The organism is Candidatus Culexarchaeum yellowstonense, from assembly GCF_024707025.1.
Taxonomy (GTDB): domain Archaea; phylum Thermoproteota; class Methanomethylicia; order Culexarchaeales; family Culexarchaeaceae; genus Culexarchaeum.
In genome coordinates this window covers 76,900-92,423 of sequence record NZ_JANGFQ010000001.1, presented here as the reverse complement: position 1 = coordinate 92,423, position 15,524 = coordinate 76,900, and the positions used below count along the sequence as shown (strand labels likewise).

The window sequence follows — 15,524 nt, the reverse complement described above, 5'->3', positions numbered from 1 at the left end:
AAATGGACACAATAATGCTCATTGGGACAGCTGGATCAGGTAAAAGCAGTTTAACATACACACTATCAAGATGGCTTGAGGAAAACGATAAATCCACTGGAATATTAAACTTGGATCCAGGAGTTAGATGGCTACCATACTCCCCAGACATAGATATAAGAGATTACATAAACCTAGACCAAATAATGATGCACTATGAACTTGGACCAAACGGAGCATTAATAGCAGCTGTAGACATGATGATAAACTACATAAAAGACATAAGAGAGGAAATAAAAAGCCTAGACTGCGAATACTTATTAATAGATACACCAGGACAAATGGAGCTCTTCGCTTTCAGAAGGGTTGGACCACAAGTAATCTCAAAGATATCAGAGGAAAACATGATAATACTATTCCTCATAGATGCAATGTTCACACAAAAGCCAAGCGATTTCGCATCAGCACTACTACTCGCAACATCAGTGCAATATAGGTTCCTAAAACCACAAATAAACGTTATATCAAAAGCAGACCTACTAAGCCAAAACTTAAAGGAGAAAATAGAGGAATGGATAGAAGACCCTGAAACCTTAAAAATGGAAATAATATCCAGTGAAGACACTCTGCAAAGCGAAATAAGCCAGAGAATCGTAGATGTGATAAGTGAAGAAATGTTTGCGGAAATAGTATTCACATCATCAATAACGGGTGAAGGGGGAGATGCACTCCTAGGAAGAATAGAGAGAATACTGGGGAAAACGATAATAGAATGAGCAAAGCGTTTTTAAATTAGAGAAATTAAATTGGAGTGAGGTATGTGGGGAAACATCCATGGATGCAGCGAAGATAATTGAAAACGCATTAAAAGAAGGGAGAAAGTATTTAATGGAACATGAAGCAAAAAGCATATGCCAACAATATGGAATGAGCGTAACTAGATTCAAAGTGGCAAAAGACCTTAATGAAGCACTAAAATACGCTGAAGAAATAGGGTATCCAGTGGTCTTTAAAATAGTTTCACCAGATATAATACATAAAAGTGATGTAGGAGGGGTAATAGTAAACATAAAGAATGAAGAAGAAGCAAAAAATGCATATAAAAAGATCATGGAGAATGTTGCAAAAAACAAGCCAAATGCAAAAATAATAGGCATACTTGTACAGGAAATGGCCCCGGCAGGATTAGAGGTAATAGTGGGTGCAATAAAAGACCCACAATTTGGACACACAATAATGTTCGGACTTGGCGGAATATTCGTTGAAATATTGAAAGACGTAACCTTCAGAATAGCCCCACTAACCATGGAAGACGCCATGGAAATGATAAGAGAAATAAAGGGATACCCACTATTAAAGGGTTATAGAGGACAACCTCCAGCCGATGAAAATGCAATAATAGATACAATAATGAAAACATCAAAACTACTAACAGACTTCCCACAAATAAGTCAATTAGACCTAAACCCAATATTCGTATACGAGAAAGGGGCAAAAATAGTGGATGCGAGGATAATACTGGAATGACCAACGAAGAAGACATACTAAATGAAATAAGCAAACTAAGAGAAACATATAAGCAGTTAGAGGAGGAAAGAGGAAAACTATTAGAGGAGAAAAGGAGGAGAAAAGAGGAAATAGATGACCTAAACAAAAAGATAAGCGAAGAATACAAAGCAATTGGAGAGATTAATCAAAAAATATCAGAAAAAATAGAAAACAAGAAGAAACTAATACAATTGTTAAAGGAGAAGAGCAAAGAAATAATGGATTTACGTAAAAAAAGAGAGGAAATAGTCAAACAAATTAGAGAAAACAGCTTGAAAACAAATAAAGACGAAATGGAGGTAAAGAGGGAAATAGAGGAATTAGAATGGAGACAACAAACAACAATAATGTCAAAAGAGGAGGAGGAAAGGATAATAAAAAGAATTGCAGAGCTAAGTAGACTATTAAAAAACATTGAAAAAACCAAGAAGGCAAAGGACGAATACACTGAAATTAAGAGGAAGATAAACGAAAAAGTAATGGAAAGAGAGGATATTAAAAGAAGGGTGGATGAGATAAGTAAAGAGATAAACGAAATAATAAAGGAGAAGGAGGAAAGGAGAAAGGAAATTGACAAGTTAAAGGAGGAAAAGCAAAGGAAAACAAATGAATTGAATGAAGTGGATAACCGCATAAAAGACGTATTAAAGGAAGAGGAAAGGATAAGAGAGAGAATTGTGGAATTGCAAGCAGAAATGAGTAAGATAAAATTCATTAAAAGAAGAGAGGAGGAGATGAAGATAAAGGAGGATCTGGCTAGAAGGGCCCGTGAAAAGATTAAGAGGAAGGAGAAACTGAGTTTCGAAGAATTCCAAGCATTAATGGAAATGGATGAAAATCATCAACTATAAGTATAACCAAAAAATACTATTTTATGGTATTTGAATGAAAGAAAACGCTGAGAAATTACTCATAATATGTGTAGATAAAGATAATGATGTAGGGAAGGCTACTGGATTCAAAACACCCATAATAGGGAGAGAGAAAAATATTGAAGCTGCCGTGAAATTTGCAATAACATCCCCAGAAGACTCAGATGTGAATGCAATATTCGCAGCTATAAAGGTTTATGATGAATTGAAACGCAACAATATGGAATGTGAAATTGCAACCATTGCAGGTGAAGCAGAAGGGGGATTAAAATCAGATATAAAGATAAGGGATGAACTAAATGAAGTTTTAAAATCATATCAAGCCACTGGAGCGATATTTGTAAGTGATGGAGCAGCAGATGAACTAATAATACCAATAATACAATCAAGAATACCAATAGTATCAGTTAAAAGAATAATAGTACAACAGGAGAGGGGGGTTGAAGAATCATACATACTATTTGCAAGATACCTAAGAAAGATCGTTGAAGAATCACAATACGCAAGAATATTTCTAGGAATACCTGGATTATTATTCCTATCAATGGCAATATTGATAGTCACAGGATACTCCCAGTATGCGGGTATGGGTGCATTATTCATTGTTGGAATAGCATTCATAATACGTGGATTCTCCATAGATACATATGTAATTGGATGGTTAAAGTCCTCCCCAGTAATATTCTTCTCAAGCCTCATGGGGGTAATAACAATACTAATATCAATGTATATGGGCGTGGGGAAAGTCCTATCTGAAATTGCTGTAAACCCAAATTTAATGGGTAATATAGCTGGGATGGCTGGAACATTCATAGACGTATCAAGCGACATAATCCTAATAGGCTTCTCCATAATAGTTGGAGGTAGAATTATTGAGAAAGTATTGAGGAAGAGTAGTAAAGTTTGGCATAACATAGTTAGTTTAACATTCATAATAACTGTAAGGCCACTATTAAAGGGGGTTGCAGAAACACTAATAAAGCAAGAATACTCAATTCAAGCCATTCTAACACCACTAATAATACCAACGGTCACCACAATAACCCTAATAATACTCTTCACATTAATAGAGGGGGTAATCTCAAAGAGAGGGGGGAGGGGAGGGAAATGAAGATTAGAATTGGAATCATTGGAGGATCTGGACTTGAAAATGCAATAGAGGGAGAAAGAGTATTGGTGAATACACCATATGGTGATGTACTTGTCAAAGTAGGTGTTATGGTAAATGAGAAAGTCGCATTTATACCTAGACATGGAGAAAGACATGAAACCCCACCACACAAAGTGAACTATAGAGGAAACTTATGGGCATTGAAAACTCTTGGGGTTGAAAGGGTGATAGCCACGAATGCCGTTGGAGGGATAAGGGATGGTCTAAACCCAGGAGACCTACTTATACCACATGACTTCATAGACTTCACAAAGGGGAGAACATACACATTTTACGATCAAAAAGCAGTTCATGTAGATTTAACAACACCATACTGCCCAGAGATTAGAAGGATAATCATTGAAGTTGCTGAGGAAATGGGCATCAAAATTTGGGATGGTGGAGTATATGTATGTACGGAGGGACCTAGATTTGAAACCCCCTCTGAAATAAGGATGTTTAGACTTTTAGGAGCAGATGTGGTAGGTATGACTGGAGTCCCAGAGGTCATTCTGGCAAGAGAATTGAAAATGTGTTATGCAACAATATGCGTAATTACAAATTACGCTGCTGGAATGCAGAAGAGGATATCACATGAAGAGGTAAATGAAATTATGAGGGGAAAAACGAGGGTTATTGTTGAAATTATGAACAAAGTTGTTCAGAGAATACCAGTTGAACGCAAAAATTGTATGTGTGGATTATAGGGGACTAATATTTAGAAGAACACTCTCTCCAAGCTATTAAGAATCTCACATCCACCTTCACGCACCAAAGCCATCTCCTCAACCCTAACGCCACCAACCCCCTTAATGTATATCCCAGGCTCTATGGTAACGATGCTACCACTGGGTAGAGGTGAATTATTCCTGGAATTCAACCCAGGTTCTTCGTGAACTGCTAAACCAACACCATGACCGAGACTATGCGTGAAATATTTTCCATAACCATACTTCTCTATTACACGTCTAGCAGCAGCATCAACCTCAGCTCCAGTAACCCCTGCTGAAAGGACACCCACAGCGGCGTTTATGGCTTCAAGCACAGGGGTGAACATCTTCTTCAAATCCTCATTTATGGAGCCTACTGTAATGGTTCTAGTTATATCTGAACAGTATCCACCATACTTAGCGCCAACATCTATAACCACCAATTCACCTTGACAAACCCTTTTCTGTGTTGTGGAAGCATGTGGAAAAGCTGAACGAACCCCAGAAGCCACTATACTATCAAAAGCATACCCTTCAGAACCAGCTCTCCTCATAGCATACTCAATTTCACCTGCAATCTCCACTTCACTCATCCCTTCATGTAAAACACTCAATAAATGTTTAATGCTCTTCTCAGATATGCTTAAAGCCTTTCTAATCAAATCAATCTCTTCAGAATCCTTTACAGACCTAATCTGCAATATGGATGTTGAGAAATCCATGAATTCAGATACATTCAATTTCTTAGCCAATGTGGAATACATATCAATATTCATGTACTGGCGTTCCACCGCAATATTCCCACTTACATGAAGCTCCGTCAACTTAGAATTAATAACATCAGATAAACTCATATCTGCCTTTAGGGGGATTACTACACCATGCTTAAATGTCTCTGTAGCTTCATCAAACTCCAGCTCCGAAACTAACAATATAGGGTCAGCATCTATGGGAACTATTAGGCTCCTACCCCTAGGGAATCCCGTCAAGTAATATATGTTCAATGAATTAAATAGTATTGCAGCTTTAGCCCCCCTCTTTTCAATCTCTCCACGTACCATCGCTAAACGTTTCCTAAACGTTTGAATTGATGGCAAAAATGACACCAAAAATATAATTGAGTAAACTTAAAATTTAAATACATTGTTTTGGGATTTAATCATCCACCCATATTAACAGATTCTGGGGAGCTGCGACCCAATTGGTGGCGGAACAACCCTACTCCCACCAATTACGGTTTCCATAACAACATACCCCTTAGGGCTACTCCTAACTTCACCAATTATGCTTGCAGATTCACACCCTTTAAATCTCCTTATCCTATTTAGGATGTCATCTGCATATGCTGGATCCACACTTAAAACAGCTCTACCCTCACAGGCTAAGTATAGGGGATCTAAACCCATCATCTCACATACGGCTTTAACCTCAGATCTAATTGGTATCTTGGATTCCTCGATCCATATACCAACATTACATTTACTTGCCCAAACATTTAAAGCCTCAGCTAAACCCCCCCTCGTGGGATCTTTAGCGGCATGAACACCTCCAACTTCAAGTGCAGCCTCCATCACATTATATATTGCAGCAACATCAGATTTGATTTCCCCAATAAAGGATAACCCTTCCCTAACAGACATTAAGGCAATTTCATGTTCACCAATACTACCAGTAACAATTATCTTATCCCCACACTTAACGCCACGATCAGTTATAATTTTACCCCTTGGCGCTATTCCAATCCCACTCATTCCAATAACTATTTTATCCAACTTACCCTTAGGTATAACTTTAAAATCTCCCCCCACAATGGCAACATTATTTTCCTCAGCCGTCTTAATCATCGAGTTAACAATTAGTTCAAGATCTTTCATTGGAAACCCCTCTTCAACAATTATATTATCCATTATGGCAAGGGGCTTAGCACCCATAACAGCAAGATCGTTAATTGTACCACATACAGCTAAAACACCAATATCCCCACCTGGGAAGAATATTGGATCAACAGTGTAACCATCTGATGTCATAACCAATTCAAAATCACCTATAGGGATTGATGCACCATCATCAAAATCCCTCAACCCCACACCCCCAAAAACATTATGAAGCTTAACTCTATTAACAAAAAGCTTATCAATGAGCTTATCAGTCAGCTGCCCACCACTACCATGGAAAAGCTTTACAAACTCATCAGACATATTCATGAACCAAAACATAATACTTAAAAGTATGAGATAAAAATATCGTGATAGCACAGCAAGGGTGAAATAATTGAGCTACTACCAAGGGAATGACCTTAAAAAACCATCAGGAGGAAGAAAGAGGCCTTATAGGGAGAAGAGGAAATATGAATTGGGGAGACCCCCCACAAACACCATTCTCAGCGAAAATGATGAGAGAGTGAAAATTAGAGTTCGTGGTGGAAACATAAAAGTGAGGCAGAAGAAGGCTGCCTACGCAAATGTGGCAATAACTGATGAAAGTGGGAGAAAGGTGGTTAAGGTGAAAATCATACGAGTAAAGAGCAACCCAGCAAATCCAGAATACGCAAGAAGAGGGATAATAACGAAAGGGGCAATTATAGAGACACCAATAGGAGAAGCAAAAGTTACCTCAAGACCAGGTCAACATGGAGTTATAAATGCAGTATTAATCAAAAAGATAAGCTAAAAACAGTAATGAGTAATAAGGAAGACAAACATCCTATAAATAGATAGCCTTCAAAATATAAATTTATGAGGAAACAATGAAATTAGGGTGATAAACATTAATGGAGCTAATGCATATACAGGTAAGGAAACTGTGAAAAGAAGGAAGAGTATAATATGGCCAGCATACATAGATGCAACATTAACCAGAAAATATGGGAGGAGGATTCCAAAGGACATGGCAGTACCAAACCCAACAATAGAGGAAATGGAGGCAGCAGCAAAGGAGCTGAAAATGAAGTACACCGTGGAAAAGGGTAAAAAATATCCAAAAACGTGGTTTAAGTCTGAAGGAAGAATAATAATAGAGGAAACGGGGAGGAAGACGGAGATTATTAAGAAATTGGCATTAACAATAAGTAAAATGAGAATTGAAAAACAAAGAATTAAAGAATCTGAGAAAAGCAAAGGTAAAAAAGCGGATTAGAATTAGTAAATGAAGCTTTTTGCTTAAAATCACAATAAACTTATAAGTTTATTCAACAGTAAAAATTATGTTGAAGTGGAGATGATCCCTTGACGCATGCAGGTAAAATCCTGCATAAAGTGAATGAAAGGCTAATTCTAGCGAGAGCAAAAAAAGCTCCAAAAACAGATTCAAAGGTATATGATGCTGATGGGAAAATCATTGGAAGCGTATACGAAGTATTTGGACCAGTAAAAAACCCATACATCCTAATAAAGGTATCAAATGAAAAGTCAACCCCCAAAATAAAGGGGGATAAAGTATACTTCGAAGAGTAGGAGGAAGATTAATGGGGGAGCCGGATAAAACCGTAAAAATATGTCCAGAATGCGGAAGCACAAATCTAATTAGAGATGAAGAAAGAGCTGAAATAACATGTCTAAATTGTGGATTAGTAATAAGTGAAAGGATGATGGATCCAGGACCTGAATGGAGAGCATTCAATCCGGAGCAAAAGGAGAAGAGAACCCGTGTGGGGGCACCACTCACATTGACAATACATGATAAAGGATTATCAACTATAATTGATTGGAGGGATAAAGACAGCTATGGTAAAGACCTAACACCAAAAAGGAGGGCACAAGTATATAGATTGAGGAAATGGCAGAGGAGAATTAGAATATCAGATGCCACGGAAAGAAACCTTGCATTCGCATTACAAGAAATAGAGAGGATAACATCCCAACTTGGACTGCCAAAAAGCATACATGAAGAAGCTGCACTAATATATAGGAGAGCTGTGGAAGAAAAACTCGTTAGAGGTAGATCGGTGGAAAGCATGGCTGCAGCAGCCATATACGCTGCTTGCAGAAAATATGGTGTACCAAGAACTCTTGATGAAATAACGAAAGTCGCTAGGGTAAATAAGAAGGATATAGGGAGAAGCTATAGATTCATGGCTAGAGAACTCATAAAGAAGGTAAACCCAACAAACCCCGTCGAATACATACCAAGACTTGCAACACAACTAGGACTTGTGGGGGACGTACAAATACATGCAAAGAGAATAGTGGATATAGCGAAGAACAATGGATTAACATCAGGCAGAGGCCCCATAGGAGTTGCTGCAGCAGCAATATACATAGCAAGCGTGATATTAAATGAAAAGAAAACGCAAAGAGAAATAGCAAACGTAGCAGGAGTCACTGAAGTAACAATTAGGAATAGATATAAAGAATTGGCTGAGAAAATAGTCATAGACATACCACTTTAAACCACGAAACACAATTCATTTACAATTTAAAATATAAATTAGTTTGAATTATCATAATATTAACTGAAAATTATTGGAGTAGATGATATAAAATGCCTAAAGCAGTAAAACTCAGCGAACTGGAGAAGAAGGCCATAGAAATAATCATTAAGAGAGGGGAAAATGGGATAATGCAAAGCGAATTATGGAAAATCCTTGGAACAGATAGTAGAGAGGGGTCGAGAATAGCTATCAGACTGGAAAAGAAGGGATTTGTGACTAGAGAACCAATAATACATGAAGGAAAACATACATATATACTTAAAATCGTTAAAAAGGAGCCTAAGAAGATATCAATATCAAGTGTAAAAGGGATACCATGCTTCACATGCCCAATAATAACGAAGTGCGGTCAAGGAGGCGAAGTAAATCCAATTACATGTCAAAAAATGACGGATTGGATTATGAGTCAGGTGGAGGGAATGGAGGAAATTGAAGGGGGGGCACCACAATAGAATGGATTACTACTATCGAAAAGCAAAAGCCGAAGGTTATAGATCTAGGGCAGCATACAAATTGAAGGAGATAAATGGGAAATATAATGTTATTAGGAGAGGAAACATAGTTGTAGACTTGGGAGCTGCACCTGGAGGATGGATACAAGTTTCAAGAGAAATTGTAGGGGATGATGGACTAGTGATAGGTGTAGATATAAATGAAATAGAGAAGTTCCCATGGAGTAATGTCATAACAATACAAGCAGACATAACGGATGAAAAGATAGTGGAGATTATAAGGAGCGTAATCCCTAATGGGCGCATGGTAGACGTGGTACTATCAGATGCAGCTCCAAAAATTTCTGGAATATGGGATACTGATCATGCAAGACAAATATTCATAGCAGAAAATGCATTAAAAATAGCTAAAGAATTACTGAAACCAGATGGGAGATGTGTAATAAAGGTTTTTCAAGGCCCTCTATTAAACGATTTCATAAATAAAGTTAAAGGAGAATTCGTAGAGGTTAAAATATTCAAGCCAAGCGCTTCGAGGAAGGAGAGTTCAGAAGTATATGTGATAGCTAAGAGGAGGAAGATTTCACTAAGTCAAAAATGATCTTTGAAGGAGCATTCGTCCTAATCCCCTTAGCATGGAAGTGGGTTCTAGAAGCGAAGAAACCCATGGATTTAAGTTCTTCTAAAATATCATCGACACTTGGGGAAGAGGTTTTAAGGATTTTTGAAATTTCATCCAAAACATAGAATGTTGGAGGCCCCCTACATTCATCAAGTATAATGTCCAAGAAACGGGTTAAATCGGGGGTGCTAGCATGCTTCCTTAACTCCACTATGAATTCTGGATTGAAGAGTGGGCCTACCCAAAGGGGGCCTGAGAAGTGGAGTTTGGAATTACAATTTGGACATTCACGTACATCAGGGGGCAGTATGCCATTCACAACAAATCTATGGAGACACTTATCGCAAAAGGATATGTAGCCAAGTTTCGACATAGACTCATTCGCGAGATCTACACTAAAATTGAAGCGTGCAAATATCCTTATGTAATGCGCCCTAGAATAGCAGAGTAATGGGGTGCATGAGAAATCATATGTGGAAACATTTCTCGAAATGTATCCAAGCAATATTCTAACAGCAATCTCCTGTGAGAAACTGGATTCAATGGGTATGGATCCATACCTCCTCAAACATGTGGTGGGATATTTGCCAAACAATACTGGAACATCGGTGGCAGTGATGCACATAAGCCCACCATCCTTTAATGAGGCTATGGCAGGCTGAATAAACTTCGATGGAGAGCCGAAGGGATCTATATCAATCACATGGAATCTCCTATTAAAACTGCTATTCATGAAAAACATCCTTCTCGCGTCTAAACAGGATACTATCACAGATGGTTTAATCGAGTTAAGGAGTATATTTTTATGAATTAATTCAACAGCCAATGGATTCCAATCATTAAACCACACCAGATCAACCCCATCCACTTCAAGACCATATCTTATACCACGAACACCAGTACCTGAGAAAGCATCACAAATCCTAAGATTCTCAGAGACGAAACTTCTAAATTGATTCACAACTAATACTGATAAACTTCTATCAAAAGTCATCCTTGGATTGTAAAATACTGGGGCATGTGATGGCTCATCATCGCCAACGTAATGGCCATAATAATCCATGTCTGGAACATAAAGTTTAGCTTTCCCCTCACATATCACCTTAAGCTTCAGATCATCAGGTAAAGTCAATCTACATCCCTCCAACCAAAAGGTTAAATATCTTATTTGGAAGCAACATCCTATTCTCAAAGGTTACTGTGAAAACTTTATAATCAACTTTTATTAGATCCCTTAAATTGTTAACCACTTTCCAGTGGACAACCATGAGAATAGGCTTATTAATTTTGGGAATTGAAGATAGGAAATTCAACACCACATTACTCTTCAATTCCATAGGGCCAACCTCATCAAAAACAATTACATCAGCATCCGTCAAAGCAGAGTTTAATGCATCAATTAAAACATCCTCAAAGGATTTCAACTGCACATAATACTTGCCAACCATAACTGGGGAAGGAATATTTACATGAGCCAATAATCCACTCTTACCACTCATCAAATCCAAAACTTTAAATCCAACTCTAACTCCCCCCTCCCTAATCTCGGGACAAATAACTCCACCAACCCTTAACCCCCTCCCCCTCAACAAATCTATAACCTTAAGGCAAACAGTAGACTTACCCACACCAGGCCTCCCAGTTACAACAATAATCATAAACTTAACCTGTAAAACTTTATTAAATAAACCTAGATAAGTTTAAGTTCGAGATTAATGTTATGTTGATAGCTGGAGTAGATGAGGCAGGAAGAGGCCCAATAATAGGACCAATGGTAATAGCTGGAATAATGATTAGAGATGAAGACCAAAACAAACTTGTGGAAATAGGAGTTAGGGATTCCAAAATGCTTACAAGGGAGAGAAGGCAAAAACTATATTACAAAATCTTAGAGTTAAGTGTTAATTGGACATACCAGATATTAACACCCATGGAAATAGATCAAGCAGTACAATATAAGAGGAGGACAGGGATAGGAGTACTAAACAAACTGGAAGCTGAGATTATGGCTAAGATAATAAATGAGTTGAAACCAGACGTGGCATATGTTGATAGTGCAGATGTAGACGAAGAAAGATTTAGAAGGATGATCATGGCAAAATTAACCCATAAAATTGAAGTAATATCAAAACATAAAGCAGACCAAACATACCCAGTAGTCTCAGCGGCTTCAATAATAGCGAAGGTGAAGAGGGATTCAATAATAGATGAAATAAAGAGGGTTTATGGAGATGTAGGCTCAGGATACCCAAGCGACCCAAAGACAATACTATTCATAAAGAAGTGTCTGGAAAGGGGGGAACTGCCCGACTTCATAAGGAGAAGCTGGTCCACCCTTGATAGGGTTAGAAGGGAAATATAGATTATAACTTCACTTCATCCTCAGCAGAGGAAGAGCCTACTTCACCAAACGATATAATCACACAACTAGGAATAGTCATCTTCAATTTAAACATATGAGGTTTGTAAATTCTAAGTGGAAGTGAAACTTTATCAATAGATACATTTTCACCCATAACCCTTAAAACTGTGAACGCCTCAACCACCCCGCCCACAAGCTCATAGGCACCTACCCCAAGATCCATCCTCCTAACGAAGACTAACGGCAACTTCAATTTTTCGTGAAATTCTGGAGGTAAAACTTTACTTAGAACATTAAGATCTTCCCTATCAATAATTATATCAGAACCATCCCTAGCTTTAACTGATGGAAGGTTGCTGGAAACTATTTCTTTTAAAGTCTTATATTCCGCTGGTAGATGACTATTAATCCTATCAATTTCCAATTTATAAATCAAGTTTAAAACCCTATCTATACGTCTATAATCAATATGCATTAAGATCACTTCTCAACATACCTTGCAACCACCATGGCATGATCCTTATCGTATGGCTCTAAATGAACTACACTTATTATCTCAAAGCCGCCATCCACCAAACAATTTATTTCACGCTTATAGACTTCACTTGGTTCTAAAGTTACATCAATACTCCTAGCCTTTATTGCAAGCATAGCTAAACCATTGGGTTTGAGGAAAAACTTAGCATTATCTATCAATATTTTAGCTTGATCAGGTTGAGCTACATCACAATACATCCCATCAACAATTGGAACTATACTCCGATATGCAGTTGGAGTACGGGCGTCCGATAATATTGGAACTATATTCCTTCTCTTCTCACATAAAGCCATAAACTCCCTGAAAGGTCTTGGAGCAACTTCAACTCCAAATACGCATCCATCAGGCCCAATAATGTCGCTCACATGGCTAATGGTTGTGCCAGTTGAAGTCCCCAAATATAGCACATACGAACCTGGCTTAACAGATATTTCACTTACACCCTTCAATATTGCTGCAGCAAGTTTACTTCTAAAGGCATTCCAAACTCTAAACTCAACACCACCATGGGAGACAAGCTGCTCACCATATACGCGAACTCCTGGAACCATATTGACAGTTGCAAGCCTCTTAGAACCATCTTCAAATTCACACCAATACACACCTTTAAACTTGCCATCCTCATATATTTTGGTTAAACTCATTTTCACCGCCTCCTCCTAGCCTTCCCCCTCTCCTTAACCTCAACACGCTTCTTAACGGGCTTTGGATAAAGCTTTCTGATCTCCTCAATCCTCTTATAAAGGTCTTCCTTTAACTGATCACCCACATATATGCCTGAGAAGGCATCAACCCTAGCCGCTATGGCAAGTCTACCAGCCAAGGCTCTAGCTATCTTCCCCCTCTGCCACTTTGGAGCCCCATGAACTTCCTGACATTGAAATATCACACCATGTTTAGGAGGCCTTGTACCTGTACGTAAAGCTCTAAATAGAGCCTTCTCAGCCCCAAGAACCTGAATTGTACTTGAGGGGAGTCTAGCAAGTTTATCCAATCCACCAGCCAATGAAATCAATCTAGCACTTATAAGGGGGCCTACAAGAGATTTCAAATTTGGACATACATCATCAGCTACGGAATCAACATAACTCTCCAACTCATCCTTCAAATCATATAGATGCATTATATTCCGAGCAAAATCCATAATAGCGTTAATATCATATTCGTTGAAGTCAGCTCCTATAGACGACTTGGCAGCAGATAATATTTTGCTAGAAGAAGATTCAGAAACCCCTAAAGCAGACAAGCTACTTGCATTATACTTATCCCTTGAACCAATATTACCCACAATCTTCGCATACAATCTATGATCATCAACTATCGAGTTTAATTCTGGGAAGTGAACGCCATACCATTCCCTCAAACGGCTAATCATCATATTCAGTATCTTATTAAGATCGTCTATGGCGTTAATTGATTGTGCAAGAAGTAGATCTCTCTTCTCAACAGCCTTCCTCAACCTCCTCCTAGATAGGAGTAATGAAACTTCATGTAGGAAAGTATAATAATCTTTAACTGTTGAAACAACCCTCTGCGAAACAGCTACATCAGGCAGAGCACCCCTAAACCTCTTGAATAATGGGTTAAGAGGGTCTATATGCAATTCAAAATCATGTAAAAGTCGCCTAACCATCATAAATAGCTTCTCATTATCGAAAAATACTTTACCAGCTTTAAAGGATGATGAAACCTTATTGCAAAAGGACTTCAACTCCTCAATCATTTCACCATTATCCAATCTAAAAAGTTTATCTGCAATAGCCTCCATATCTCCAGTGAAGGGTTCAAATATCAAAACCTTCCCATCAACGTCAAATAACATAAATCCAAATGGAGCATCCACCACAAAATACTCCAAACTAGACATTGAACACCACACTAACCAATAATGCATAATGACACAATAACTTTTAAATGTTTTATATCAATAATAGACGAGGGCTTAACATTGGATGTGGATATAAGCACGAAAATAGCAAACTTAAAAATTAGAAACCCACTGATACTCGCATCAGGGATTCTTGGAACAACGGGAGCCATATTAAAGAGAATTGCAATGGCTGGCGCTGGAGCCGTTACAACAAAATCGGTTAGCAAAAATCCAAGAGTAGGATTCCCAAACCCCACAGTAGTAAAACTCGAATATGGATTAATAAATGCCATTGGACTATCAAACCCCGGAATACATGAATTTAAAAACGAAATAAGAGTAGCGAAGGAAGGGGGAGTTCCAGTAATAGTATCCGTCTTCGGAGAGGAAGTGAAGGAATTCTCTGAAGTAGCCTATCAAGCTGAAGAGGCAGGGGCCGATGCAATAGAACTAAACCTATCATGCCCCCATGGACCAAACATACAATATGGACAAGACCCAAAACTAACATATGAAGTAGTAAATGCCGTAAAAAGCACAGTAAAAATACCAGTATTTGCAAAACTAACACCAGAAGTAACAGACATAGTGAAAATAGGGTTAAGTGCAGAGAAGGCTGGTGCAGACGCCATAACGGCAATAAACACATTAAAAGCAATAATAATAGATATAAAGATCGCTAAACCAATACTATCAAACATATATGGAGGATTAAGTGGGAAAGCCATAAAGCCAGTAGCCATAAGATGCGTATACCAATTATATGAAGCATTAAGCATACCGATAATTGGAGTTGGAGGGGTAACAAGCTATGAAGACGCCATAGAATTCATCATGGCTGGAGCCAGCGCAGTACAAATAGGATCTGCAATAGCATTTAAGGGTATTGAAATATTCAAGGAAATCGAGCAAGGAATTATGAATTTCATGAAGAATGAAGGATACAAGTCAGTAAAGGATATGATAGGGTTGGCACATAAGAGGTGAAGTTT

20 protein-coding genes are annotated in these 15,524 nt (G+C 38.1%); 13 read left to right on the top strand and 7 right to left on the bottom strand.

The annotated features are described in order from the left end of the window. Nucleotides 1-2: 2 nt before the first annotated feature. From MRT15_RS00600 to mtnP, 5 genes are read left to right on the top strand one after another with little or no spacing between them, the layout of a single operon-like run. Nucleotides 3-755 carry an ATP/GTP-binding protein gene (locus MRT15_RS00600; protein ID WP_304326957.1) on the top strand — a complete coding sequence of 251 codons (753 nt, stop codon included), beginning with the start codon at nucleotides 3-5 and terminating at the stop codon, nucleotides 753-755. Nucleotides 756-813: 58 nt separating this feature from the next. Beyond that, nucleotides 814-1,506, top strand: a complete 693-nt coding sequence (locus MRT15_RS00595; protein WP_304326933.1) for an acetate--CoA ligase family protein — start codon at nucleotides 814-816, stop codon at nucleotides 1,504-1,506. Continuing rightward, nucleotides 1,503-2,378, top strand: a complete 876-nt coding sequence (locus tag MRT15_RS00590) for a coiled-coil protein (protein WP_304326932.1) — start codon at nucleotides 1,503-1,505, stop codon at nucleotides 2,376-2,378. The genes MRT15_RS00595 and MRT15_RS00590 overlap by 4 nt, the downstream gene beginning before the upstream one ends. A 34-nt stretch (nucleotides 2,379-2,412) precedes the next feature. After that, nucleotides 2,413-3,510 carry a DUF373 family protein gene (locus tag MRT15_RS00585; RefSeq protein WP_304326931.1) on the top strand — a complete coding sequence of 366 codons (1,098 nt, stop codon included), beginning with the start codon at nucleotides 2,413-2,415 and terminating at the stop codon, nucleotides 3,508-3,510. Next, a complete protein-coding gene (gene mtnP, locus MRT15_RS00580; RefSeq protein WP_304326930.1) occupies nucleotides 3,507-4,256 on the top strand; it encodes an S-methyl-5'-thioadenosine phosphorylase in 750 nt (249 codons plus the stop codon). The genes MRT15_RS00585 and mtnP overlap by 4 nt, the downstream gene beginning before the upstream one ends. 11 nt (nucleotides 4,257-4,267) lie before the next feature. On the opposite strand, the gene MRT15_RS00575 is transcribed toward mtnP, so the two are convergent. Both MRT15_RS00575 and hypE read right to left on the bottom strand, forming a co-directional pair. After that, nucleotides 4,268-5,356, bottom strand: coding sequence for a Xaa-Pro peptidase family protein (locus tag MRT15_RS00575; RefSeq protein ID WP_304326929.1), 1,089 nt, complete (start codon nucleotides 5,354-5,356; stop codon nucleotides 4,268-4,270). A 75-nt stretch (nucleotides 5,357-5,431) separates the two neighbouring features. After that, nucleotides 5,432-6,457, bottom strand: coding sequence for a hydrogenase expression/formation protein HypE (hypE, locus tag MRT15_RS00570; protein ID WP_304326928.1), 1,026 nt, complete (start codon nucleotides 6,455-6,457; stop codon nucleotides 5,432-5,434). A gap of 73 nt (nucleotides 6,458-6,530) precedes the next feature. On the opposite strand from hypE, the gene MRT15_RS00565 reads away from it, so the two are divergent. From MRT15_RS00565 to MRT15_RS00540, 6 genes are all read left to right on the top strand, one after another. Further along, a complete protein-coding gene (locus MRT15_RS00565) occupies nucleotides 6,531-6,929 on the top strand; it encodes a 30S ribosomal protein S8e (protein WP_304326927.1) in 399 nt (132 codons plus the stop codon). Between the two features lie 87 nt (nucleotides 6,930-7,016). After that, nucleotides 7,017-7,394, top strand: a complete 378-nt coding sequence (locus MRT15_RS00560; protein WP_304326926.1) for a signal recognition particle subunit SRP19/SEC65 family protein — start codon at nucleotides 7,017-7,019, stop codon at nucleotides 7,392-7,394. 89 nt (nucleotides 7,395-7,483) lie between these two features. Further along, nucleotides 7,484-7,711 carry an H/ACA ribonucleoprotein complex subunit GAR1 gene (locus MRT15_RS00555; RefSeq protein WP_304326925.1) on the top strand — a complete coding sequence of 76 codons (228 nt, stop codon included), beginning with the start codon at nucleotides 7,484-7,486 and terminating at the stop codon, nucleotides 7,709-7,711. Between the two features lie 11 nt (nucleotides 7,712-7,722). Further along, nucleotides 7,723-8,646, top strand: coding sequence for a transcription initiation factor IIB (locus tag MRT15_RS00550; RefSeq protein WP_304326924.1), 924 nt, complete (start codon nucleotides 7,723-7,725; stop codon nucleotides 8,644-8,646). Nucleotides 8,647-8,738: 92 nt separating this feature from the next. Beyond that, the gene (locus MRT15_RS00545) at nucleotides 8,739-9,140 is read left to right on the top strand and encodes a hypothetical protein (protein ID WP_304326923.1); all 402 of its coding nucleotides are present in this window, start codon (nucleotides 8,739-8,741) and stop codon (nucleotides 9,138-9,140) included. Nucleotide 9,141: 1 nt separating this feature from the next. After that, entirely contained in the window at nucleotides 9,142-9,741 is a 600-nt protein-coding gene (locus MRT15_RS00540; protein ID WP_304326922.1) for an RlmE family RNA methyltransferase, read from the top strand. On the opposite strand, the gene MRT15_RS00535 is transcribed toward MRT15_RS00540, so the two are convergent. Both MRT15_RS00535 and MRT15_RS00530 read right to left on the bottom strand, forming a co-directional pair. Further along, complete coding sequence (locus MRT15_RS00535; RefSeq protein ID WP_304326921.1) at nucleotides 9,707-10,894, bottom strand: tRNA (guanine(10)-N(2))-dimethyltransferase; 1,188 nt, start codon at nucleotides 10,892-10,894, stop codon at nucleotides 9,707-9,709. The genes MRT15_RS00540 and MRT15_RS00535 overlap by 35 nt on opposite strands. Nucleotide 10,895: 1 nt before the next feature. Further along, entirely contained in the window at nucleotides 10,896-11,420 is a 525-nt protein-coding gene (locus MRT15_RS00530) for an NTPase (RefSeq protein ID WP_304326920.1), read from the bottom strand. Nucleotides 11,421-11,482: 62 nt separating this feature from the next. Between MRT15_RS00530 and rnhB the strand changes: the two genes are divergently transcribed. Continuing rightward, nucleotides 11,483-12,124: a ribonuclease HII gene (gene rnhB / locus MRT15_RS00525; protein ID WP_304326919.1), complete on the top strand. Its 642-nt coding sequence runs from the start codon at nucleotides 11,483-11,485 to the stop codon at nucleotides 12,122-12,124. Nucleotide 12,125: 1 nt separating this feature from the next. On the opposite strand, the gene MRT15_RS00520 is transcribed toward rnhB, so the two are convergent. From MRT15_RS00520 to MRT15_RS00510, 3 genes are read right to left on the bottom strand one after another with little or no spacing between them, the layout of a single operon-like run. Then, a complete protein-coding gene (locus MRT15_RS00520) occupies nucleotides 12,126-12,599 on the bottom strand; it encodes a DUF61 family protein (RefSeq protein ID WP_304326918.1) in 474 nt (157 codons plus the stop codon). A 5-nt stretch (nucleotides 12,600-12,604) separates the two neighbouring features. Next, nucleotides 12,605-13,306, bottom strand: a complete 702-nt coding sequence (locus MRT15_RS00515; protein WP_304326917.1) for a fibrillarin-like rRNA/tRNA 2'-O-methyltransferase — start codon at nucleotides 13,304-13,306, stop codon at nucleotides 12,605-12,607. 2 nt (nucleotides 13,307-13,308) lie between these two features. Next, complete coding sequence (locus MRT15_RS00510; RefSeq protein WP_304326916.1) at nucleotides 13,309-14,529, bottom strand: hypothetical protein; 1,221 nt, start codon at nucleotides 14,527-14,529, stop codon at nucleotides 13,309-13,311. An 87-nt stretch (nucleotides 14,530-14,616) separates the two neighbouring features. On the opposite strand from MRT15_RS00510, the gene MRT15_RS00505 reads away from it, so the two are divergent. Beyond that, a complete protein-coding gene (locus MRT15_RS00505; RefSeq protein WP_304326956.1) occupies nucleotides 14,617-15,519 on the top strand; it encodes a dihydroorotate dehydrogenase in 903 nt (300 codons plus the stop codon). Nucleotides 15,520-15,524 lie beyond the last annotated feature (5 nt).

What these genes read in the sequence shown, in the direction of transcription:
- MRT15_RS00600 (WP_304326957.1), top strand. Translation starts at nt 3, where the DNA reads ATGGACACAATAATGCTCATTGGGACAGCTGGATCAGGTAAAAGCAGT.
- MRT15_RS00595 (WP_304326933.1), top strand. Translation starts at nt 814, where the DNA reads ATGGATGCAGCGAAGATAATTGAAAACGCATTAAAAGAAGGGAGAAAG.
- MRT15_RS00590 (WP_304326932.1), top strand. Translation starts at nt 1,503, where the DNA reads ATGACCAACGAAGAAGACATACTAAATGAAATAAGCAAACTAAGAGAA.
- MRT15_RS00585 (WP_304326931.1), top strand. Translation starts at nt 2,413, where the DNA reads ATGAAAGAAAACGCTGAGAAATTACTCATAATATGTGTAGATAAAGAT.
- mtnP (WP_304326930.1), top strand. Translation starts at nt 3,507, where the DNA reads ATGAAGATTAGAATTGGAATCATTGGAGGATCTGGACTTGAAAATGCA.
- hypE (WP_304326928.1), bottom strand. Translation starts at nt 6,457, where the DNA reads ATGTCTGATGAGTTTGTAAAGCTTTTCCATGGTAGTGGTGGGCAGCTG.
- MRT15_RS00550 (WP_304326924.1), top strand. Translation starts at nt 7,723, where the DNA reads ATGGGGGAGCCGGATAAAACCGTAAAAATATGTCCAGAATGCGGAAGC.
- MRT15_RS00545 (WP_304326923.1), top strand. Translation starts at nt 8,739, where the DNA reads ATGCCTAAAGCAGTAAAACTCAGCGAACTGGAGAAGAAGGCCATAGAA.
- MRT15_RS00540 (WP_304326922.1), top strand. Translation starts at nt 9,142, where the DNA reads ATGGATTACTACTATCGAAAAGCAAAAGCCGAAGGTTATAGATCTAGG.
- MRT15_RS00530 (WP_304326920.1), bottom strand. Translation starts at nt 11,420, where the DNA reads ATGATTATTGTTGTAACTGGGAGGCCTGGTGTGGGTAAGTCTACTGTT.
- rnhB (WP_304326919.1), top strand. Translation starts at nt 11,483, where the DNA reads ATGTTGATAGCTGGAGTAGATGAGGCAGGAAGAGGCCCAATAATAGGA.
- MRT15_RS00520 (WP_304326918.1), bottom strand. Translation starts at nt 12,599, where the DNA reads ATGCATATTGATTATAGACGTATAGATAGGGTTTTAAACTTGATTTAT.
- MRT15_RS00515 (WP_304326917.1), bottom strand. Translation starts at nt 13,306, where the DNA reads ATGAGTTTAACCAAAATATATGAGGATGGCAAGTTTAAAGGTGTGTAT.
- MRT15_RS00510 (WP_304326916.1), bottom strand. Translation starts at nt 14,529, where the DNA reads ATGTCTAGTTTGGAGTATTTTGTGGTGGATGCTCCATTTGGATTTATG.